At 52.2% G+C, this 22527-nt stretch carries 21 protein-coding genes and 7 tRNA genes; all 28 read right to left on the bottom strand.

Annotated features, from left to right (window positions below; genetic code table 11):
- Nucleotides 1-122: 122 nt before the first annotated feature.
- The 28 genes from trxB to WBG83_RS18915 all read right to left on the bottom strand — a co-directional run bounded on the left by trxB (nt 123) and on the right by WBG83_RS18915 (nt 22355).
- Nucleotides 123-1076: a thioredoxin-disulfide reductase gene (trxB, locus tag WBG83_RS19050; protein WP_336746910.1), complete on the bottom strand. Its 954-nt coding sequence runs from the start codon at nt 1074-1076 to the stop codon at nt 123-125.
- A 52-nt stretch (nt 1077-1128) separates the two neighbouring features.
- Nucleotides 1129-2874, bottom strand: a complete 1746-nt coding sequence (locus WBG83_RS19045) for a tetratricopeptide repeat protein (RefSeq protein ID WP_336746909.1) — start codon at nt 2872-2874, stop codon at nt 1129-1131.
- Between the two features lie 110 nt (nt 2875-2984).
- Nucleotides 2985-3938: a ribose-phosphate diphosphokinase gene (locus tag WBG83_RS19040; protein ID WP_336746908.1), complete on the bottom strand. Its 954-nt coding sequence runs from the start codon at nt 3936-3938 to the stop codon at nt 2985-2987.
- A gap of 128 nt (nt 3939-4066) precedes the next feature.
- A complete protein-coding gene (gene hisJ / locus WBG83_RS19035) occupies nt 4067-4888 on the bottom strand; it encodes a histidinol-phosphatase HisJ (RefSeq protein WP_336746907.1) in 822 nt (273 codons plus the stop codon).
- Nucleotides 4889-4905: 17 nt separating this feature from the next.
- Nucleotides 4906-5589, bottom strand: coding sequence for a bifunctional phosphoribosyl-AMP cyclohydrolase/phosphoribosyl-ATP diphosphatase HisIE (hisIE, locus tag WBG83_RS19030; RefSeq protein ID WP_336746906.1), 684 nt, complete (start codon nt 5587-5589; stop codon nt 4906-4908).
- Nucleotides 5586-6344 (bottom strand): imidazole glycerol phosphate synthase subunit HisF, encoded by a 759-nt coding sequence (hisF, locus tag WBG83_RS19025; RefSeq protein WP_336746905.1) that lies wholly within the window; start codon nt 6342-6344, stop codon nt 5586-5588. The genes hisIE and hisF overlap by 4 nt, the downstream gene beginning before the upstream one ends.
- A 41-nt stretch (nt 6345-6385) precedes the next feature.
- Nucleotides 6386-7117: a 1-(5-phosphoribosyl)-5-[(5-phosphoribosylamino)methylideneamino]imidazole-4-carboxamide isomerase gene (gene hisA / locus WBG83_RS19020; protein ID WP_336746904.1), complete on the bottom strand. Its 732-nt coding sequence runs from the start codon at nt 7115-7117 to the stop codon at nt 6386-6388.
- Nucleotides 7118-7211: 94 nt separating this feature from the next.
- Nucleotides 7212-7835, bottom strand: coding sequence for an imidazole glycerol phosphate synthase subunit HisH (hisH, locus tag WBG83_RS19015; protein WP_336746903.1), 624 nt, complete (start codon nt 7833-7835; stop codon nt 7212-7214).
- 3 nt (nt 7836-7838) lie between these two features.
- Nucleotides 7839-8429 carry an imidazoleglycerol-phosphate dehydratase HisB gene (gene hisB, locus WBG83_RS19010; RefSeq protein ID WP_336746902.1) on the bottom strand — a complete coding sequence of 197 codons (591 nt, stop codon included), beginning with the start codon at nt 8427-8429 and terminating at the stop codon, nt 7839-7841.
- 58 nt (nt 8430-8487) lie between these two features.
- Nucleotides 8488-9777 (bottom strand): histidinol dehydrogenase, encoded by a 1290-nt coding sequence (hisD, locus tag WBG83_RS19005; RefSeq protein ID WP_336746937.1) that lies wholly within the window; start codon nt 9775-9777, stop codon nt 8488-8490.
- Nucleotides 9778-9845: 68 nt separating this feature from the next.
- Nucleotides 9846-10481: an ATP phosphoribosyltransferase gene (hisG, locus tag WBG83_RS19000; protein ID WP_336746901.1), complete on the bottom strand. Its 636-nt coding sequence runs from the start codon at nt 10479-10481 to the stop codon at nt 9846-9848.
- 25 nt (nt 10482-10506) lie between these two features.
- Nucleotides 10507-11670, bottom strand: coding sequence for an ATP phosphoribosyltransferase regulatory subunit (locus tag WBG83_RS18995; protein ID WP_336746900.1), 1164 nt, complete (start codon nt 11668-11670; stop codon nt 10507-10509).
- Nucleotides 11671-12117: 447 nt separating this feature from the next.
- Nucleotides 12118-12546, bottom strand: a complete 429-nt coding sequence (locus WBG83_RS18990) for a helix-turn-helix domain-containing protein (RefSeq protein WP_336746899.1) — start codon at nt 12544-12546, stop codon at nt 12118-12120.
- A 249-nt stretch (nt 12547-12795) separates the two neighbouring features.
- Complete coding sequence (locus WBG83_RS18985) at nt 12796-13284, bottom strand: acyltransferase (RefSeq protein ID WP_336746898.1); 489 nt, start codon at nt 13282-13284, stop codon at nt 12796-12798.
- A 149-nt stretch (nt 13285-13433) separates the two neighbouring features.
- On the bottom strand, nt 13434-14084 hold the full coding sequence (gene ppaX, locus WBG83_RS18980) for a pyrophosphatase PpaX (protein ID WP_336746897.1): 651 nt from the start codon (nt 14082-14084) through the stop codon (nt 13434-13436).
- Between the two features lie 119 nt (nt 14085-14203).
- Nucleotides 14204-15193, bottom strand: coding sequence for a prolipoprotein diacylglyceryl transferase (lgt, locus tag WBG83_RS18975; RefSeq protein ID WP_336746896.1), 990 nt, complete (start codon nt 15191-15193; stop codon nt 14204-14206).
- Nucleotides 15194-15243: 50 nt separating this feature from the next.
- Nucleotides 15244-16182, bottom strand: coding sequence for an HPr(Ser) kinase/phosphatase (gene hprK, locus WBG83_RS18970; protein WP_336746895.1), 939 nt, complete (start codon nt 16180-16182; stop codon nt 15244-15246).
- A gap of 371 nt (nt 16183-16553) precedes the next feature.
- Nucleotides 16554-17675 (bottom strand): ABC transporter ATP-binding protein, encoded by a 1122-nt coding sequence (locus WBG83_RS18965; protein ID WP_336746894.1) that lies wholly within the window; start codon nt 17673-17675, stop codon nt 16554-16556.
- 89 nt (nt 17676-17764) lie between these two features.
- A complete protein-coding gene (locus tag WBG83_RS18960; RefSeq protein WP_336746892.1) occupies nt 17765-18874 on the bottom strand; it encodes a PucR family transcriptional regulator in 1110 nt (369 codons plus the stop codon).
- A 406-nt stretch (nt 18875-19280) separates the two neighbouring features.
- Complete coding sequence (locus WBG83_RS18955) at nt 19281-20120, bottom strand: C40 family peptidase (RefSeq protein WP_336746936.1); 840 nt, start codon at nt 20118-20120, stop codon at nt 19281-19283.
- Nucleotides 20121-20285: 165 nt separating this feature from the next.
- Nucleotides 20286-21233, bottom strand: coding sequence for an MraY family glycosyltransferase (locus tag WBG83_RS18950; RefSeq protein ID WP_336746890.1), 948 nt, complete (start codon nt 21231-21233; stop codon nt 20286-20288).
- Nucleotides 21234-21704: 471 nt separating this feature from the next.
- Nucleotides 21705-21777, bottom strand: a tRNA-Lys gene (locus WBG83_RS18945).
- An 8-nt stretch (nt 21778-21785) separates the two neighbouring features.
- Nucleotides 21786-21871, bottom strand: a tRNA-Tyr gene (locus WBG83_RS18940).
- A gap of 8 nt (nt 21872-21879) precedes the next feature.
- A tRNA-Phe gene (locus WBG83_RS18935) sits at nt 21880-21952 on the bottom strand.
- A 27-nt stretch (nt 21953-21979) separates the two neighbouring features.
- Nucleotides 21980-22056 (bottom strand) — tRNA-Asp (locus WBG83_RS18930).
- Nucleotides 22057-22085: 29 nt separating this feature from the next.
- Nucleotides 22086-22161 (bottom strand) — tRNA-Val (locus WBG83_RS18925).
- 4 nt (nt 22162-22165) lie between these two features.
- A tRNA-Met gene (locus WBG83_RS18920) sits at nt 22166-22242 on the bottom strand.
- A gap of 22 nt (nt 22243-22264) precedes the next feature.
- Nucleotides 22265-22355 (bottom strand) — tRNA-Ser (locus tag WBG83_RS18915).
- Nucleotides 22356-22527 lie beyond the last annotated feature (172 nt).

Below are 22527 nucleotides of genomic sequence, written 5' to 3'. Positions count from 1 at the left end.
ACGAAACGGCCGCCTGCCAGGATTGGGTAAACCGCCACAAACAAAGGAACAGCCCTGTCTCCGGCTTCAGCAATTGCAGCGGTAAACAGGGCCTTTTCCTCCTATATTAGACGCCTATATAATTACTTCGAGATGGATTGGCTCCAATCATGCACGGAATTTCCTTCCAGGAATTTCTCACAATCCAGAGCCGCCATACAGCCGCTGCCTGCCGCTGTAATAGCTTGGCGGTACCGGTGATCCTGCACGTCGCCGCACGCAAACACGCCCGGAACATCCGTCTCCGAAGTGCCCGGCTTCACGAGAAGGTAGCCCAGCTCATCGGTGGCCAGCTGCCCGTCCAGAAACTTCGTATTCGGAGTATGACCAATGGCGACAAACACGCCGTCAGTTTCCAGCACTTCCTCTGCACCGGTAGCGTTATTTTTGACCTTCAAGCCGGTGACCCCTCTATCTCCGGCAAGCACCTCAAGCGGAGTCACATCCAGCGACCATGTCACCTTCGCGTTCTCACGCGCGCGATCCTGCATAATTTTGGAGGCACGAAGCTCACTGCGGCGGTTCACAACACGCACTTCACTTGCAAAGCGGGTCAAGAAATTCGCTTCTTCCATCGCCGAGTCTCCCCCGCCGATGACGATAATTTTTTTACCGCGGAAGAAGAAGCCGTCACACGTGGCGCAGGTGCTTACCCCGCGGCCGACGTTATCCTTTTCACCCGGAATGCCGAGATATTTGGCCGATGCCCCGGTAGAGATAATCAGCGTCTCCGCCTGAAGCTCGCCTTGGCCCTCAACGGTTAATGTAAACGGGCGTTTGGACATATCTACCTTGTTGACCCAGCCGGTACGGAATTCCGCACCGAAGCGCTCGGCCTGCTTGCGCATATTGTCCATCAGCTCGGGACCCATAATGCCGTTCACAAAGCCCGGGAAATTCTCAACTTCCGTCGTTGTTGTCAGCTGGCCGCCCGGCTCGGGACCTTCAATAACCAGCGGGTTCAGATTGGCACGGGCCAAATAAATAGCGGCAGTCAGTCCGGCTGGTCCTGTTCCAATTACAATCGTTTTGTACATATCGAATCTCCCTCCTGTAATGGGCTAGCTTGTGTTGCTTCCATTGTGATGATTATATCGTTTCTATCGAAGACAGCTTGGGAAAAATGGCTTGCATCTTCTGCTTCAAGCCGCAAGCCTCATCGATTTGCTTCACATATTTGCGTGCAGTGGACACGGAGATGCTGTACCGCTCCGCCACCTCGGGATACGAGATTTCACGGCGGTGCATCTTGGCGGTCAAATATTCCAGAGCCGCCGCCCAGCCGTCAATATTGCCGATTTTGGGCTCATGCGGATACATTCTGGACAGGAACTCGACCCACAACGTTTCCAAATCGTGCTGCTCGACAATATCATAGCGCTTTTCCATTGCTCGGAGCGCTGTTTCCAGAACACTTTGCCAGTTCGGCTTCCAGACCGGCAAGTTAGGCGACCACGGAGCGGATTCAATCACGGTGCTTTTGCCGTTCATCACGGCATGGACCGGCTCGCCCGCATCCATGCTTCTCAGCACAAACAAGGCCACCTTCTTCAAATAATCGTCCTCGTCCGGCAGCAGCAGGAATGCCCGCAGCGCATCTTCCACTTCGGCATCAGCAATAAGGCCCAGCGCCTGAATCACCTGAAGCTTCGTCTCCTTGTCTCCATGGCGCAGCGCCCAGAAAAACGAAGATCGGACCAGCGGATCGCGTTTCATATGATCCGGTATTCCTTCCGTCGAGCGCTCAATCAGCTTGAACTGCTCTTCGAAAGGCAGATGATAATGGTAGCTCAGCCGCACAGGCTCTCCGCTTAACGAAGTCTGCTTTATCTGATTCATATAGAAGCGCGGAATTTCCGAAGCCGGGTCCAGCTTTTCGGTCTGCTTCCACAGCCGGTATGCTTCCTCTTTGCGGCCGATATTGTAGGCGGCCACCGCCGTATAGTGAAACAAGCAGGGCTCCGATACGCCTTCGCCCGCTTTAAGCAGCCGCTTAAACAGCCGGTAAGCCGCTTCATGCTGGCTCAGAATACCCATTGTGGTTGCCAGCTTGAACACATGGTCCTGATGATACGGCACCATCTTGCACAACAAAGCCGTGAGTTCCCCGAGAAGCGCCTCATCCCCAAAGTGCTGATAAAAAATGGCCAGATTGCACAGCGCGTGCAAATTGCCAGGTTCCAGCTCCAGCACCCTTCTGATGGTCGCCATCGACTTCTCGAACTGGCCCATATAATAGTAGGCCAAAGCCAGATTATTACGCGCTGCTGTAAAATCAGGCTGCTTATGGATAATTTCCTCAAGCAGCCGGACAGCTTCCGAGAACTTGCCTTCCTCCAGCAAGCTGCGGGCTTTGTCATGCTCAAACAGCCCTTCCCGGCTCTTGATAGAGGTCAGGCGGGCGGGACGGTCCAGCTCATAGGCAAGCAGCTCCATCATCTCTTCGGCCTCATCCAAATAATGACCATCCGGATCATTCTCCAAATAAGTGACAATCGACCGTTCCGCCTGTTCGAAATCGTCCATGTTGGCGTAGTTGTTCGCCATATAGAAATGACATTCCGTCATCGCCGGATCAATGTCGTCCACAATCTTCTGGAGAATCCGGTTAGATTCCTGATAGTTGCCCATCTCTGATAAAATGCCGGCCAGATTGCAGTGGTTCACCGGATTGTTCGGCTCATATTCCGCAGCCCTGCGGAAATACTTCAATGCCTTATCATAATGATGACGGTCCAGGGACTGAACCGCTCTTTCAAAAAAGAACGTGGCGTCCATCGTGATTGGAATAACTTTCGGTTTTGGCGAACCCGCCAACCGCTTCTTCTCTGCCATATGCAAGGCACCTCCCAGCTGCAGAATGCTCATTTCACAGTATAACATAGTCGGCCCGAATTGCCTAAGCAATTCGAGCCGCTTTTGGAAGGAAGACTAGTATGTAAGTACTAGACCCCGCCGTATTTAAACAAGGTGCTAAGCGACCCGCCCTGCATAATAATACGGATTGCGTCGGAGAACAGATGTGCCACACTGAGCACCTTAAAACGTGAAGAATGGTTATCCGGCAGCGCGATGGAATCGGTAATGACAACCTCGCTGATGCTCGGATGATCCAGACGCTGCAGCGCCGGTCCGGAGAATACCGGGTGGGTGGCACAGACGAGCACGTCATTCGCCCCGCGTTCCTTGAGGCTTTCTACAACATTGACAATGGTGGTGCCGGTATCGATAAGGTCCTCGATAATAATCGGGGTTTGTCCTTTCACCTCACCGATGACGTGAGTGATGACCGATTCATTATGAGCCGGACGCTTCTTGATCATCATGGCAAACGGAGCGTTGAGGATGTTCGCCAGGTTCTCAGCCGTTGTTGCCCGGCCGGCATCCGGCGATACGACAACCGGATTGGAAATGTTTTTCTTGATAATGTAGTCACTGATTAAATCCAGCGCCGTCAAATGGTCCACCGGAATATTGAAGAAGCCTTGAATCGCAGGGGCATGAAGATCCATCGACAGCACGCGGGTTGCGCCGGCGGTCGTCAATACATCGGCAACCAGCTTGGCCGAAATCGGCTCGCGAGGCGCTGCCTTGCGCTCTTGGCGGGAATAGCCATAGTAAGGGATAATCAGGTTTATAGTGCGGGCGGAAGCCCGTTTGGCCGCATCGATCATGACCAGCAGTTCGACAAAGTGCTCATTGATCGGGTCTGAAAAGGTTTGAACCAGAAACACGTCGCAGTTACGGATCGTTTCCTCATAGTGACAATAAACTTCACCGCTTTTAAACCGGGACAATTTAATTTTCCCCATCGGCTGGCCCAGCTCCTGACAGATACGTTCGGCCAAGCGCGGATTTGAAGAACCCGAAAAAATTTTAAGCTTTTCCCTATCGAACATGATAAACCTCCCAAAAAGACTCGCTTTACTTATCGTTATTATTATAACTCTTTAGCACGCTAAAATTAATAGACAACTTGGTGACAGTTCGCCTTCATCCGGATACTCGTTTTTACGTCCGAGCCGGCCTAAAGTTGCACCATTTCCCGCCGGCGGTTCCGAAAAGTAGCCAGCTCCGTAAAGCCGACCTCCCTCAGCAGCGCAGCCGCCTGATCCAAATATTGCGCCAGCCGTTCCGGCTGATGCGCATCCGAGCCGATCGTAAGCGGAAGCCCGATTCGGTGAGCGTATTCCAGGATGCGGCGGCTCGGGAACATTTCCTCCACCGGCATCCGGAGTCCGGAAGCGTTCAGCTCCATCGCCAGGCCGCTTGCCTGAATTACATCGAGCGTTTCCCGCTCCAGGGCCAGCACCTCGTTATCCCACTGCGCTTGCGGCGGGCGGTAGCCGAAGCGTTTAATGACATCCACATGCCCGATGTAATCATAATAGCCTGTACGCGCGGCCTTCTGGACGGCATCATAATACTGCTTGTAAACCTCAAGCACATCCTTGCCCTCCCAGCCTGCAAGCTGGCGGGAATCAGAGATGTCCCACTCCCCGAGAAAATGGACGGACCCGATGACATAATCCCATGGGTACGCCCTCACAATACGTTCGATTTCCGCTTCCCAGCCTTCAATATAGTCTCCTTCAAGACCGACACGGATGTCGATGTGCTCTTTATATTGTTCCTTCAGGCGGAACGCCTCATCAACATACTGCGGAAGCTCCTGCATCGGCATCGCCATCCCCGGCAAATATGTCGCCGGATCAACATGCAGCAGCGGCATATGATCGGACAAACCAAGCTGCGCCAGACCGATTTCGATCCCGCGCAGCACGTATTCCTCCAGGCTCCCCGAAGCATGTCCGCATCTGGCATGATGCGTATGATAATCAATAAACATGCCGTTTCGCCGCCTTTCTACTTCTTCTCCGGCTTATTGAGATGGCGGCGCTCCAGCTCCCGCATCAGCTCGTCCAGCGGCAGCTTGCGCTCGCGCAGCAGCACCAGCAGGTGGAAAATCAGGTCGCTCGCTTCATAACGAAGCTCATCGTTATCCTTGTTTTTGGCGGCGATAATGACTTCCGCCGTTTCTTCGCCGACCTTTTTCAGAATTTTGTCGACCCCTTTTTCAAACAAATAGGTCGTATAGGCGCCTTCCGGACGTTCAGCATCGCGCTGGGCGATGACCGCCTCCAGCTTGCTCAGCATCGCGAAGCGTTCCTCGCCGCTGCCAGCCGCCGTAGGCTCGTTCTCGCTGCCTACGGCAACCTCATTGAAGAAGCAGCTGTATTTTCCGGTGTGGCAGGCCGGTCCGGTTTGAAGCACCTTCACCAGAAGCGTATCCCCATCACAGTCATATGCCAGCGAAACAACCTGCTGGACATGGCCGCTGGTAGCGCCTTTATTCCACAGCTCTTCGCGGGAACGGCTCCAGAACCAGGTTTGGCCGCTTTCCGCTGTTTTGCGCAGCGACTCTGCATTCATATAGGCCATCATCAGCACCTCATGGCTGACGGCATCCTGTACGATAGCAGGCACAAGCCCCTGGCTATCCCACTTGATTTTCCCTACTGTTTCTTCCATGCTCTGCTTTGCTGTCATCGGATCTCCACCCCTTTTTGCCGGAGGTCAGCTTTGACCTCTTCAATGCTCAATTCTTTATAGTGAAAAATCGTTGCGGCCAGTCCCGCATCCGCTTTGCCTTCGGTAAATACATCGTGGAAATGCTCGGTCCGTCCCGCTCCGCCTGAAGCGATTACCGGAATGCCGACCAGCTCCGACACCGCCCGCGTAAGCTTCAAATCGAAGCCGTCCTTCGTGCCGTCAGCATCCATGCTGGTCAAAAGCAGCTCGCCCGCGCCGAGCTCCTCAGCCCGTCTCGCCCATTCGAGCGCCTTAATGCCTGTCGCGTTGCGGCCGCCGTGGGTGTACACTTCCCATTCGCCCCATGCCTCATTATATTTGGCATCCATAGCGACCACAATACATTGGCAGCCAAAAATGGAAGCCCCCTCGGAAATCAGCTTGGGGTTGCGAAGCGCCGCAGTGTTGATTCCGATTTTGTCCGCACCGGCACGCAAGAGCCGCTTCATATCGTCCGTACTGGCGATCCCCCCGCCGACTGTAAACGGAATCGAGATATTGCCGGCCGTTTGACGCACAACCTCGACCATCGTGGCCCGCCCCTCATGGGAAGCGGAGATGTCCAGGAACACCAGCTCGTCTGCGCCCTCCTGATCATACAGCGCCGCCAGCTCCACCGGGTCCCCCGCATCGCGCAAGTTCACGAAGTTGACGCCCTTCACAACGCGGCCATCCTTCACATCCAGGCACGGAATAATCCGTTTGGCTAACATGTGTCGTCCTCCTTTGACTTGATAAGCTCCCGGCCTTGCCGCTATCCCTGGATCTGCTCGATCGCCTTGGTCAAGTCAATGCTGCCGATGTACAAAGCCTTGCCGACAATCGCCCCGCTGACACCTTTGCCGGAATGCTCGCTTAACCGAACCAAATCATCCACGTTGCTGACGCCGCCAGATGCGATGACCTGCTTGCCGGAAACCTCAGCCAGCCGCACAATCGCCTCCACATTCGGCCCTTTCATCATGCCGTCTCGTGAGATATCGGTAAAAATAAACGTTTCCGCCCCTTTACGGCCAAGCTCTACCGCAAGATCCTCCGCCCTGACCTCCGAGGTCTCCAGCCAGCCGCGTGTGGCTACTTGACCGTTGCGCGCATCAATTCCGATAGCAACCTTATCGCCATACTTGGCAAGCACAGCTTCAGTGAACGCACGGTCCTCGATAGCCGCCGTACCCAGAATGACCCGGGAAACCCCGAGACCAAGAAGACGCTCTACATCAGCTTCTGTCCGCAGCCCGCCGCCTACCTGAACCGGCACCTGCACGGAACGGGCAATTTCGCCGATCACACCATCATTCACCGGTTGGCCGGCCTTGGCGCCATCCAGATCTACCAGATGAATCCACGATGCTCCTTGAGCTTCCCATGATTTGGCTACCTCCAGCGGGTTCGGGTTAAAGACCGTCTCCTGGCTGTAGTCTCCTTGAATAAGGCGTACACACTGGCCGCCGCGGATATCGATCGCAGGATAAATTGTAAATGCCATAACTAATTCAGCCTCTTTTCCTTATCCATGTAAAATAAATATATACTTCATCCGTCCCGATTCGTTCCAGGACGGCACAAGACCGTACAGGACGTTACTGCGCCGAAGCCGTGCCGCACAGCGCCAGGAAGTTGCGAAGCAGCTTCAGGCCAAGCGGACCGCTTTTTTCCGGATGGAACTGCATGCCGAACACGTTGCCGCTGCCGACAATAGCCGTTACCTGCTGAAAATAATCCGTTGTGGCGATCAGATGCCCGCTCTCGTCCGGCAGCGCGTGATACGAGTGCACGAAATAAACATAGCCTTCCTCCAGCCCCTTCAAAAGCGGGCTTTGAGGCTGCAGGAACGACAACTGGTTCCACCCCATATGCGGGATTTTATAACTGCCTTCCTTGAACCGGACGACCCGGCCCGGAAGCAGATTTAAGCCTTGGTGACGACCGTGCTCTTCGCTTTCGCTGAACAACAGCTGCATGCCGAGACAAATCCCGAGCAGCGGTTTGCCGGAAGCGGCGACCTCCAGCACCGTATCCTTCAGGCCGGTCTCGTTCAAATTCGCCATCGCATCCCCGAATGCGCCAACGCCGGGAAGAATCGCCCCGTCCGCGCTGCCGATGATCTCTTTGTCAGCAGTCACAACCACTTCATAACCGAGACGTTCGACCGCTTTGCTGACACTATGCAGATTGCCCATGCCGTAGTCGATAATCGCGATCACGTCCTAGAGCACTCCTTTCGTGGAAGGCACACCCTGTACACGCGGATCGATGCTTGTCGCTTCATCCAGCGCACGGGCCAGCGCCTTGAATACCGCTTCAATCATGTGATGCGTATTTTGGCCGTAGTGCACGATAACGTGCAGAGTAATACGGGCCTCCAGCGCAAACTTCCATAAGAACTCATGCACCAGCTCCGTAGTGAAGCTGCCCACTGTAGCAGCCGGATATACCGCGCGATGCTCAAAATGCGGTCGGTTGCTAATATCGATAATCACCTGCGCGAGCGCTTCATCCATCGGCACGAATACGCTGGCATACCGCTTGATGCCCTTCTTGTCCCCCAGCGCCTCCCGTACGGTTTGGCCGAGGCAGATTCCAATGTCCTCTACGGTGTGATGATCATCAATATCAACATCGCCTGTCGCATGTACCTTTAAATCGAATTGTCCGTGCTTGGTGAACAAATCGAGCATATGATTCAAAAACGGCACGTCCGTCTCAATGTCCGTCTGACCGCTGCCATCCAGATTGAGCGACAATTGAATATCGGTTTCATTCGTTTTGCGTGCAACGCTTGCGCTTCGCTGTTCCATCGTTTATTCCTCCTGACGGCGCCTGTCGGCATCCGGTATGGTTAGTAAGCCGATCCGTTTAGCCGCGTCCTTCTTTATTGACCCGCAGCTCAATCGCCCGGGCATGGCCCTCAAGCCCTTCATGACGGGCAAGCGTCATAATATCGTCAGCACCGGCAAGCAGCGCTTCTTTGCTGTAGTAAATAATGCTTTGCTTCTTAACGAAAGCATCCACACTAAGTGCCGAAGAGAACCGTGCCGTGCCATTTGTCGGCAAAATATGATTCGGGCCGGCATAGTAATCCCCGACCGGCTCCGAGCTGTACGGACCAAGGAAAATCGCACCGGCGTTCTCAATAGCGCCCATATAACGAATCGGCTCCTCGATAAGCAGTTCCAAATGCTCGGGAGCCAACCGGTTAACAACCCGAATCCCTTCATCCAGTGAATCCGTCAGCAGTATAGCGCTGTAATCCGCGAGAGACCGCGCTGCAATCGCCTGCTTCGGCAGTGTGGCGAGCTGGCTGGCCAGCTCGCTTCGGACCGCTTCTCCAAGCTGCCCGGAAGGCGTAACCAGAATGGCGGAAGCCATCTCATCATGCTCCGCCTGCGATAGCAGGTCGGCCGCAATATATGCCGGATCTGCCTTATCGTCAGCCAGCACAACAATTTCACTCGGGCCGGCAATGCTGTCGATGTCGACAGCTCCGAACACCTCGCGTTTGGCGAGCGCGACATAAATGTTGCCCGGCCCGACGATTTTATCCACCGGAGCAATTGTCGCCGTGCCGTATGCCAGGGCCGCAACCGCTTGTGCGCCACCGATGCGGTATATTTCGCTAACCCCGACTTCTGCGGCGGTCACCAAAATATACGGATTAATGCCTTCGGCTCCTGCTGTAGATGGCGGCGTCACCATAACAATTTCAGGTACACCGGCAACCTGTGCCGGGATGACGTTCATCAGCACAGAGGAGGGGTATGCCGCCTTGCCTCCAGGGACGTACACGCCGACCCGCTTCAGCGGCCGGATGACTTGTCCAAGCAGGCTGCCGTCCGCTTCCGGCTCCATCCACGATACCCGCTTCTGCTTCTCATGAAAGCGGCGGATACGATCCGCCGCCCTGCGGATAGACTCTAGAAAGCCTTCCTCCACCTGCGCGTATGCTGCCTGCAGCTCCTCCGGCGTTACCCGAAGCGAGCCAGCCTCAAGCTCCACGCGGTCAAAGGCCGCAGTGTACCGGAGCAGCGCCGCATCCCCTTCACTTTTGACCGCGGCGACAATGCTTTTCACAGCCTGATTTTGCTCCGCCGTCCCATAATCCACTTCCCTCGTCAGAGAAAACTCCGCCGCAGGAATCATTCGAATAACACTCATCTCGTTACGCCTCCTCTCACACTGACCGCCCGTAATTCGGGCTTAACCCGGACTCTTCCTTATAGCCTTCCGGCTGCAATATGCGCCTGCAGCTTATCGCAAATCGTCTGAATCTGCTCATGCTTCATCCGATAGCTGACCCGGTTTGCAATAAGCCGGCTCGTAATATCAAAGATTTTCTCCATCTCGACCAGACCGTTTTCCCGAAGCGTTTGACCCGTTTCCACCATGTCCACAATCCGGTCCGCCAGGCCAATCAGAGGCGCCAGCTCGATCGATCCGTTCAGCTTAATGACCTCTACCTGCTGCCCGCGCTCACGGAAATATTGCGACGCCACGTTCGGATACTTTGTCGCCACGCGGGGGTTCAGTGACGGCTGCCAGTCGGACAATCCGATTACCGACATCCGGCAGCGCGCAATGTTCAAATCAAGCAGCTCGTATACGTTCCGGTTTTCCTCCATCAGAACGTCCTTGCCGACAACCCCGATATCTGCGGCTCCATACTCCACTAGCGTCGGCACGTCGACAGGCTTCGCCATAATAAACTCCATCCGTGCTTCCGGGAGCGATATAATGAGCTTGCGGGATTCATCAAAGTCCTCCGGAATCGGAATGCCGATCTCCCGCAGCAATTGAACCGCCTGCTTGTTAATGCGTCCTTTTGGCATAGCTACTTTTAAAATGTCCTGCATAGTTTCCCTCCTGTCCCGCTTGCTGTTATAAATATGAAATAAGCTCCCGTCCGGCAAGTCCGGCTGCTTCCGTCTCCATGCCGGCTGCGCGGTGCGTCTCCACCATAACTCCCGGCTCTTGGCGCAGCTCCGCCGCTTTACACAGCGCTTCGGCCCGCCGCTCAGGGGTGTATACAATCAGCACACGGCGCGGCTCGTTCCCTTCCGTCCGGCCCACGGCCTCCAGAATCCGGTTCGTCTTGAGCGAGAAGCCTGTAGCCGGCGCCGGGCGACCGAATTGGCCAAGCAGGTTATCGTACCGGCCGCCGCTGCACACCGGAAAGCCCAAATCAGCCGCATAGCCCTCAAAGGTCATGCCAGTATAATAAGAAAAGTCTCCAATATTCGTCAAATCAATCACAACATGCTCGCTTACGCCATATTCCACCAGAACATCCCATACCTCGCACAGGTGCACTACGGATGCCCGGGCTGTCCGATTATCGGTCATCTCCTGCGCTTGGCGGCATATTTCCTGACCCCCGCGCAGGCGCAGAACGCCCTCCAGCTCCTGGCGAACCTCGGCAGAAAGACCGAGTCCGTTCAACAGCTCGCGGTAACCGACATGATCGCGCCGCAGCAAGCAATCCTTGAGAGCCTTCTGCGCTTCTTCTTGCCCGAGAAGTGTTTCCTCGAATAAGCCGTTCAGGAAACCGACATGGCCGAGCGCAATTTTAAACTGCTTCACACCGGCCGCCTGGAGGCTGGCGATCGCCAAGGCGATAACCTCAGCATCCGCCTCCGCGCTGGCTTCTCCGACCAGCTCCACTCCGGTTTGATAAAACTCGGCTTCCCGGCCGGCTTCTTCCTCGATGGCACGAAATACATTGGAATGGTAGGAAAGACGGATCGGGAACTGCTCTTCCTTCAATAAAGAAGCGACTACCCTCGCGATAGGAGCAGTCATGTCAGAGCGCAGCACAATGGTCGTGCCTTTACGATCAAGAAGCTTGAACAGCTTCTTATCGGAGGTTGCGCTAGCCACACCTACCGTATCGTAATATTCAAGCGTAGGCGTGACGATTTGCCGGTATCCCCAGCGCTGCATACAGTCCAGCACTTGAAATTCAATGCTTCTCAACTTGGCTACCGCCTCAGGCAAGTAATCCTTGACTCCGGTCGGCTTTTCAAATACTCTTGGTTTCGACATCCGATCCACCTCTATCTTCACATCTGTCCGTCAAACGGAACGATTTATACCCTTAATTTCACTTTAGTGTGCTACCGTGCTACCATATTAACAAAATAAAGAATTTAGTCGTAAGTGTATCACGGAACCGGCTCTGCGTCAATCATTTCAGCCCGTTTTTACACGGTTTTCAACCCTCGGTTTTCGTGCCCTTTATGATCCAGAATGTCTTGCCAGCTCTACATTTCCATGGACTGAATGACGCTTGTTAACCGCAGCTGAGACCGGAGTCCAGCCCGCCGCCAGTGTATACTTATCATCCTTACGTTTGCTGCAACCGCTTTTGGAAAAACAGGCACCGCATATAACTCCCGATCAGATCCGCGTGCAGCTCCCGGCACCGTGTTCCGCTTGTATGACAGCGGTCGGTGCGAATCCCGCAGCTTCCCCCGATAATCCGTTATCCGCTCAAGCCTTCGGTTTCTTTGCCGGCTCATCAGCCGGTTCAAGCAGCAGAAGCAGCATGTCCAGCGCCTTTTTGCGCTCTGCTTCTGTAAGCGGTCTGCCCTTCAGTGTAACGGAAGACGATTGGAATACACGCGTCAGCTCTACCGCATCCCCCAGGCCGTGCTCGGAACCATACGACACCCCGCTCTCGCCGATCTCCGGGGACTTCCAATAACCCGCGGCGTTCATCAGCTTTTCGTAGGAATAATCATAGGCCTGCGCCAAAATCCGCAAAGTTTCAGGAGTTGGCTTAACAGCGTTGCCGGAGCGCGGATCGACGCCTTTTTCAACAATCCCCAAATATGTATGGCTAATGCCTGCCCGGCTGCTGACATCCCGCAGCGATTCTTTACCGCGCAGCGCACGAAGCAGCTTTCCTAATTCCGACAACTAACGTCACCACTTTTCATTAAACGATAATAATCGCCTTCACATTCGTAATTCCCGATTTACATTTCGTAATCCCTGTGTTACATTATTGTCATCGCCTGTTACTGCCTTATATTTATCATTTTCGAATCCCGGAGGAGCCATGCTGCTTTCCCTGCACAATAATCCTTATGTTTATGCAGCTGCTATGATTGTATTTATCGCTGCCTGCTGCCTGGAATGGCGCCACCGCCGGAACAACAAGAAGCGTTAGCCTTCCGATTGTCGAATGACCTGAAGCGGATTTCCTGCAACAAAGCTGCCCGCTTCCACATCACGATGCACCACGGATCCTGCACCGACAATTGCTCCATCACCGATAGTTACTCCAGGCAAAATGGTCGTATTGGCCCCAATCATAACATTTGATCCGATGCGCACATCACCTAGGCGGTACTCTTTTATCAAATATTCATGCGCTAGAATCGTCGTGTTGTAGCCGATAATCGTGTTGCTGCCCACAGAAATTTTCTCAGGGAAGAAGACATCTACCATGACCATCAGGGCAAAAGCCGTGTTCTCCCCAATCTTCATCCCGAGCAGACGGCGGTAGATCCAATTTTTCATGGGAAGCGAAGGGCAATAGCGGGCGATTTGTATACATATGAAATTGCTCACTGACCGCCACTTGCTTACTGTACGGTATATTTGCCACAGCGCATTTGGTCCTTCCACCGGGTACCGCTTCGTTTGCCGCAAGTTCCATCCCCCCGCTATCACATGATACAAGCCCGTTTCATTTTAATTGCATCCTCTTTGTATATTGGAGCCAGGCCGGATCCCCCCCTGTCCTGACTCTTCCCATCCCCAAGGATACATGACCTTCTTTTCCCTGGAAATCCGCTACATTATACTCTGTCCTTTATGCCTGCGATAGACAACAAATCCTGCATCTCCTGAAGCATATAATTCGGAGCGAAGCTGTTCAGGAACTCCTCGCCCTTTAGGGACCAGGCTACGCCTGCAGACAGCACACCCGCTCCCTGGGCGGACAAAATATCATAATGACTATCCCCCACCATTAAAGTGCTCTCCTTATCCGCGCCTAAAGCCTGAATCGCCTTCAGCACCGGTTCTGCAGCCGGCTTCGGACGCTCCACATCCTCTACCGTCACAATGACATCCATATACTTCTCAAGTCCGCACAGCTTCAAACCCATATCTGTCGTGCGTCGAACCTTGCTGGTTACTACGCCCAGTCGAATCCCATTGGCATGAAGCCTTCCGATGACCTCGCTCACGCCAGGAAACTCTCTGACCAGTTCATCATGCCGATTGACGTTATACCCCCGGTATTTATCAATTAAGTGATCCACATCCTCCAGCCCGGTAAAAAAATGCAGCTGCTCCCGAAGCGGCTTCCCCATATTCACCGCGATAAAATCACGGGTTAACGGCTTATCCGTTAAACCCTCCAGCGTATAAAGGAAGGTTTCGATAATAAGCTCATTCGTATCGACAATCGTACCGTCCAAATCAAACAATACTGTCTTTATCATGCTGCAAGCCCCTTTATCAAATTCAGTTTAGAACAGGCTTGTCTGAACAGCGGCAGCCGGCTTGAGGGAGATTTCCCTTACACCGGCTGCAGCTTGACAGGCAAGCCTTTTGGATTCGTTTATTCTGTTTTCTCGGACAAATTCATCGCATTCGGCTTGCTGTTGTGATCGTCGGAACCGGATTGTTCTTGAGCGGGCTTCTTCGAGGAGAGGACAGGATCGCTGTAGCGAGCATCGGCCCAGCCCTTCTCCCTGCGATACACCAGCCAGCACAATACACCGATGACAATCAGCAGCGCCAGCAGCTGCGAGATACGGACGTTTCCATACCCAGGGTCAAGCTCTCCCGCCTCGAACACCAGCAGCATCGGCGACCACAGCCCATGCATCAGTGTAGAAAGCCACTCCGGCGCGATAAAAGCAAGACTGTCGGTGCGAAGCCCTTCAATAAAGAAGCGCCCGATTGAATACCAGATGAAATAGCTGAAGAACAGCTCTCCTGCCCGCAAGAACGGACGGCGGCGCAGCCAAAACAACAGCAGCAGTCCGGCTAAATTCCATACCGACTCATACAGGAAAGCAGGATGATGGTACTCTCCTTGAATAAACATTTGATTCACAATAAAATCAGGCAGATGCAATGAATTACGCAAAAAAGACTCTTCCACCGGTCCGCCATACGCTTCCTGATTCATAAAGTTGCCCCAGCGGCCAATCATCTGGCCTACGATAAGGCCCGGTGCGCAAATATCCGCAATACGCCAGAAGCTGTACCCTTTAATACGGGTATAAATGACCGCGGCGATAATCGCGCCAATCAAAGCGCCATATATCGCGATACCACCGTGCCATATTTTAAAAATCTCCAGCAAGTTATCCTGGTAATCTTCCCATTTGAAAGCAACATAATAAAGCCGCGCGCCTATAATCGCGGAAGGAACACCAATCAGAACCAAATCCATAAAAAAGTCGGGGCTAATTCCAAAACGGCCTCCCTCACGTACAGCCAGGAACAGGCCCACCAGCGCCGCTGTCCCCAATATAATTCCATACCAATGTACTGTAAGCGGTCCGAGCGTAAACGCAATCGGATCGAGCGCAGTTTGCATGCCTAGCAGACTCCTTTCAGATCGTTATTCACAGCGAATGCGCCGCATATTTATTCGTAATCGTCCAAATCTCCTGAGAGCGACTCCGTCAGCTTGTTCGTAAATTGAAGCGCCGCATTATAGCCCATCCGCTTCAAGCGGTAGTTCATCGCCGCGACTTCAATAATGACTGCGAGATTTCGCCCCGGTCGAACAGGTATCGTGACAAGCGGCAAATCAGTGTCGATAATCCGGGTCAGCTCTTCATCCAAGCCAAGCCGATCGTACTCCCGATCCTGCTGCCAGGTTTCCAGCTTCACAACAACCGTAATTCGTTTCGAGCTCCGCACAGCTCCCGCACCGAACAGCGTCATGACATTAATAATGCCCACGCCGCGAATTTCGAGCAAATGCTTAATCAGCTCCGGCGCATTTCCATACAGCTGATTATCCGCCGTCTGCCGAATTTCCACAGCATCATCGGCAATCAGACGGTGCCCCCGCTTCACAAGCTCCAGAGCGGTCTCGCTTTTCCCGATGCCGCTGCCGCCGGTAATCAGAATGCCGACACCGTAAATCTCAACCAGAACACCGTGAATGGTCGTCGTAGGCGCTAGCTTGTCTTCGAGAAAACCAGTCAAGCGGCTTTGCAGAATCGTGGTAGCCAGTTGAGTACGCAATACCGGCACTCCATCCCGGTTAGCTTCTTCAATTAACTCATTTGGTACCGTCAGCCCGCGAGACACGACAATGCAAGGCGTAGCAGGATCACATAATACGCTCATTCGGGCCCGCTTATCCTCAGCCGACAAGGTTTCAAAGAACGTAAGCTCCGTTCGGCCCAAAATATGTATCCGCTCACGCGGGTGATAAGCGAAGTAACCGGCCATCTCCAGTCCAGGGCGGTACAAATCGGCAACCGTAATGTTGCGATTTAACCCTTCTTCTCCACATACCACTTCCAGTTTAAAATATGCTACCAAATCCGCGACTCTTGGTTTTCTCGGCATTTTCCTGCTCCTTTGCCCTCATATTCCCCATATGCCTCGCCAGGAGACTCTTCTTCGTCACCCTTAAAGGAAAACAAACTGTCTGGCAGCTAAATAAGAACCTCTCATGATTGCAGCGCTACCCAGTTCTTATGTAGTCCAATAAATGACTGTTCTTTACTCATCCTAAAGCAATTACTTTCACAAATCAACCGTCAATCCTATCGTCTATCCTTCCTATACTTCATAACCGGACGGCCCCAACAAAAGTAACCTGTTCCAGTATCCGAAAATACCGCGCAATACGACACATTCGATTGCAGCGGGCACATGCATGCGGTCAGAAAAAAAGGCCAGCTTTATCAGCTGGCCTTGGGGTATTCAAGAAAATACTAGCTTAACAAAATGTTTTCTTCCGTTGTTTTATCGAAGAATTGAACCTTGTTCAAGTCAAATGCAAGTTTCGCAGTTTGGCCTTCCTTGAAGCCTGCACGGCTGTCAACACGAGCAATCACTGTACCCGTGCCAAGACCGTTGATGTAGAGGAACATTTCATGGCCAAGGTTTTCAGCAACCTCAATGTTTGCCGATACGATAGTATCCGGGGAGCCTTCCAGGAATACCGGCTCATCATGAATATCTTCCGGACGAATACCGAGTACGATTTCTTTGCCAATATAGCCCTTTTCGCGAAGCAAAGTCGCTTTACCTGCAGCAACAGCAACATCTACGCCGCTTGCTTTGAAACGAACGTTACCGTTTTGCTCCGACAGTTGACCATGAATGAAGTTCATAGCCGGGGAACCGATAAAGCCTGCGACGAACATATTTTTCGGGAAGTTATAGATTTCCTCTGGCGTTGCGGCTTGTTGAATGATTCCTTTTTCCATAACGACGATACGGTCGCCCATGGTAATAGCTTCGGTTTGGTCATGCGTTACGTAAATAATTGTTGTACCCAAACGTTTGTGCAGCTTGCTGATTTCAGCACGCATGTGTACACGCAATTTAGCATCCAAGTTGGAGAGCGGTTCGTCCATCAGGAACACTTGCGGTTCACGGACGATAGCGCGGCCCAAGGCAACACGTTGACGCTGACCACCGGACAGTGCTTTCGGTTTACGGTCGAGCAAATGCTCAATATCAAGAATTTTCGCAGCTTCGCGAACACGTTTTTCGATGTCAGCTTTTTTAAATTTACGCAGTTTCAAACCAAACGCCATGTTTTGATATACGTTCATGTGCGGGTACAATGCGTAGGATTGGAATACCATGGCAATATCGCGATCTTTCGGTGCTACATCGTTCACAAGACGGTCGCCGATGTACAGTTCACCTTCCGTGATTTCTTCAAGACCTGCAATCATCCGCAGTGTAGTTGATTTACCACAGCCGGATGCGCCGACCAGAACAAGAAATTCTTTATCCTTGATGTCCAGATGAAAATCTTTAACAGTCGCTTCAGATGCGCCCGGATATTTCTTGACTACGTGGTTCAAACGTACACTTGCCATGAGTAGTTCCCCCTCAAAGAGCTTTAATTTATAGTCTTATATTAACCCAATACCGGGTTTGGTGACTATGCACAATCCGTACAAAAAAATTACTGCCTTTTCGTGACTTTGTACAATAGCAGGGCAATATTCACTAAAACCGCATGACGAAACGTGCGGACATCCAGTCCCGTCTCCTGCTTGAACTTGTCAAGCCTGTACAACAGCGTGTTGCGGTGAATATATAGGCGCTTTGCCGTTTCACTCACATTACAATCCAGCTCGAAGAAATATTCAAGCGTTGTAATTGTTTCCGTATCGAGCACGTGATCCACGCCTTTAAACACACTTTCTACAAACCGGGTCTTGTCCGCTTCGGCAAGCGGAATTAATATACGTTCCAAATGCAGCATCCATGGCAGGTGCACGTGGCTTCCCAAATGAAATTTACGGCCCAGTAGAACCGTCTCTCTCAGCTGAATTACCATAGACAACAAAGATTGTGCCGGCACAATCGGATATCCGACCGCAAGGTGGCATTCTCCAATCCCTTCGCTGCCCATCATCTCATACAATCCGGAAGCGATCGATTCCAGCACTTCCTCCATCGTCTCTTCCTCGGTCGTACGATCGCTGCTGAAGCTGTCGCGGATCATCTGCTCAGAGCATAATAAGAGCCATTCCTTTTCCTTTAACGGGATGAGAACGATATCCGAATCGAAAAAAGAGGCCAGCAGCTTCTTCAGCTCCTGATACGAGACCTTTCGCTGATCCGAGAAATCCCCATATAATAGAAGCGGGATTTTGGAAATGTATAAGGACATCTGATTAGAAAGTGTTTCCGGCATCTCTCCGCTTGTCATTCCCTGCGCAAGCTGCTGCTCAATCCAATTGCGAATATAAACCGCCTTGCGCTCATCCTCGGAGGCGGGTAGGCCAACCTTGGGCTCCTCTCCCCGCCACGATTGAAGAAGCAGCTTCATTAAGCCAATCTCGCTCTCCGTCCATCCGGCCGCGGCAGAGGCTAAGCAATGGATATAGATTCCTTCTATATTCAACAAGAACAATCTTTCATCCTCACGAAGCACTGTAAATGCCGTTTCCTGCTCCGTTCCCTCCGCTTCGCTAAGCCGTTTCCAATCGGATTGCGGCATAGTAAGCGGTCTCACCTGTTTGTGCAGCGCGTTTTCCAATTGAGATTTCATCCTGTCCCAGTTCATTCTGTCCGCCTCCGCTCTACCCATTGGTATCCTTCCATGATACTTTATTTTCGACAAAAGTAAAAACCCGGTCGATGGGTGACCGGGTCTTGGTATCTCATACACATCATTAATAATACATGCTGTTAGTTATTGCTGTAGGACAATTTCTAGGCTGGGAATAATAACGTGAATCCCAGCTTTCTGTCAACCTGGCTTCCGGTTCACTCTATCACTGTCTTCCATGCGGAGGGACGTTTTGGCTCTTCCCGAGTAAATATTCCTGATCCAGAGCCGATCGCAGCACGATACGTTCTGAAGCAGCGGATACCGCCGCTGCACCAACAATGCTTTCCCGCGGCCCAGCCGCATTCCTTCCGAGCGACCTTAAACCGTTGACCTACTTAATCATGCTACTTAATGACACCTACTTAATGACACGGCGGGCGGTCACATAATGATCCTTCCACCATTCCTTGCTGATGCTTGTATATTTAACGCCGCCCTCGCCATACGTATGAATCATTTGGCCATCGCCAACATACAGCCCTACATGTCCAATCCTGCTCCCCGAATCCGGCGTTGTAAAGAACACCAGGTCGCCAACCTTAAGATTGCTTTTGCTGACATAGCTTCCTTCCTTCGCCTGATCTCTGGACACACGGGGGAGCTTAATGTCATAGGCTGCAAAAATCGTCTTCATAAAAGAAGAACAGTCAAATGTCTTCGTTTGTCCATATTTAGCGCCGAAATCGTAAGGGGTTCCCAAATATTTGCGGGCCTCAAGCACAAGCTGAACGCGGAGCTGATCGTTGCTGGACAAAATACGTCGGCCGCCAATAAAGCTATCCTTGTAATCGTTAATTTTGGTCTTAATTACCTCATTGCTGGATTTGGAGGCGAGAACCATCTCACCGTTTCCTGCCGCGATGCCGGAGTAGGTCGGGTTGCTCTTGCTTCCGAAGAACAGCACATCTCCTGCTTTGATATCCGAAATTGTGCTGACCAGCGGTTTGTTTACTCCGTATTGATCATCCAGGCTTTTGGGAATCGTATACCCCAGCTGATCAAATATGTAGTATGTCAGCCCGGCTGCATCGAAACCGTTGCTTGGCGATGTCCCATATCCGGTGTATTCTTGTCCTACCAGTTTACGGGCCAGTGATGCCGCATCCATATCATCATTAGCGGCATAGGCCGAGCCTGCAATAGTACCAGTCAATGCAGCGGCAAGTACTGCCGACATGAGAAATGTGCGTCCAATCATTCGTTTCACTCTTGTTCCCTCCTGAGATAGTCTAAGTTGTCAGAGTTAGCAAAAGTTTGCTCGACAAGCTTAAGCTTACCATGGCAGGAGGCCACAATCATTGCAAAAAACATTCCTATACTAGGATTCTGATGGCAGCACAGCCAAATCTCCTAGCCCTCCCTTTTAGGTAAATGCTAACAAAATAACAAGAGACAACAAGGAGAAGAAGGCGCCAATCAAATATAAAAACGACACCGTTTGTGTTTGCGTCAGCCCCCACTGCATCAGGCTATGATGCGTATGAAGCTTATCCGCCCGATGAAGCCCCTGTCTTTTAAGAGCCCGCCGTGTAAATACAACAACTGTATCCATAATCGGTACGCCCAAGGCAAGCACCGGTACAAATAATGAAACGAGCGTCGCGCTTTTAAACGCCCCGTCCACCGCAAGAACCGCAAGGCTGTATCCGATAAAAATCGCTCCGGCATCCCCCATAAACACTTTGGCCGGATAAAAATTATACAACAGAAAAGCCGCACAAGCCCCGGCCAAAATCGCAGCCAGCACGGCACTGTCCGGTTGGCCTTTAATTAGAGCAGTAGCCAGCAAAGTAAAAGAAGATATCGTTGCAATTCCGGTAGCCAAACCGTCCAGGCCATCAATAAAATTAACCATATTCGTTAATGCGAACACCCAGAGCATTGTAGCGAGCCAGCTGAACCAGACGGGAAACAACAGCATCCCCCCACCGGACCAATCCGTAATCCCCTCAACTCGAATTCCAAAAGCCGCGGGAATCATGGAAGCGAGTGTATATATCAATATCCGCGGCCAAACAGGAAACTCCCTTTTTTTCGTTTTAAACCAATCATCCAAAAGTCCCGTCATGACTAACAGCGAGCCACCCAGTACTAACACCATACCAACCCGCGAAGTTCCATGAAAGAGTAAAACCGTCACCGCGCAGCCGATAAAAATAGCTAGTCCCCCCATGAGCGGAATCGGACGCGAATGAATTTTCCGGGCATTAGGCTGATCCACAAAGCTCAAGGAAACCGCCAGCCTCGTAATAATGGGAACCAAAACATAGACAAATCCGAACGCCGACACCAGTGCCGCAGCATACAGCAAAGCTCTTCCCCCTTTCTTACATTCTCAAGGGAATTGAATCCCTGATTGTCATGGAATAGGATTCCCTCTTCACGGGGCAGCCATTCTAAAAGCAGTAAATCCTCTTCTAAAAAAATTCGATACGCACATTCTGCCAGCCTCAGATGAACGTCATCTTTCTGCACGCAGCCACTGGAGTCTACAAAGCTCCCTCTCGACGAACACGGATTTCGTCAGGTTGTGGCGACTCCTCCAGTGAGTCTTGCCTCAACTCTCCGTTCGTGTACCTTGGCTCGTGCATTTGCCTCCAGCTTCCTTCAGATTCCATCTCGCGATGGACACCCTTCCTCTTGGCTAACGGTAGGCGTTCGCCAGCCCCCGTTCGGGACTTTCACCCTAGAGATGACGCCCATGCTGGGCGTACCCAATTGCCGGGCGTACCAAAAAAAAGCAGCACCAGCGGAATATTCCGCTGGTGCTGCTTTTCGTTGATGAGCCATGTAGGACTCGAACCTACGACACCCTGATTAAAAGTCAGGTGCTCTACCAACTGAGCTAATGGCTCATAAACAATGGTGGAGGCTGATGGATTCGAACCACCGAACTCGTCAGAGAACAGATTTACAGTCTGCTGCGTTTGGCCACTTCGCTAAGCCTCCATATAACATGGCTCGGGACGGAATCGAACCGCCGACACGAGGATTTTCAGTCCTCTGCTCTACCGACTGAGCTACCGAGCCAGGAAAAGAACAAAAAAAAAAGAAAGATGGCGGAACTGACGGGATTCGAACCCGCGGTCTCCTGCGTGACAGGCAGGCATGTTAGGCCTCTACACCACAGTTCCATATTGAATGAGTTCTTTCTTTTATTAAATGGTGGAGGCTGAGGGGATCGAACCCCCGACCCTCTGCTTGTAAGGCAGATGCTCTCCCGGCTGAGCTAAGCCTCCATCATGGTAGCGGCAGAGGGGATCGAACCCCCGACCTCACGGGTATGAACCGTACGCTCTAGCCAGCTGAGCTATGCCGCCATGGTAATTGCAATTGTGCTTGTGGCGGAGAGAGAGGGATTCGAACCCTCGCACCACTTACGCAGTCTAACCCCTTAGCAGAGGGTCCCCTTGAGCCACTTGGGTATCTCTCCATGTGTCACAATTGCGGATATTAATGAAGTTTCAAGGGATTCCTCCCTGAAAACTAGATACGAAACGTTCCATCCATCCATGTTTGGTTAGCTGATGTATCTTGGATAAGCCCTCGACCGATTAGTATTCGTCAGCTCCACACGTTACCGCGCTTCCACCCCGAACCTATCT

Origin of the sequence: Paenibacillus sp. y28 (assembly GCF_037137075.1) — a bacterium.
GTDB lineage: Bacteria > Bacillota > Bacilli > Paenibacillales > NBRC-103111 > JBBBNV01.
The sequence above is the reverse complement of the archived record's forward strand: the minus strand, read 5'-3'. Positions and strand labels throughout refer to the sequence as shown.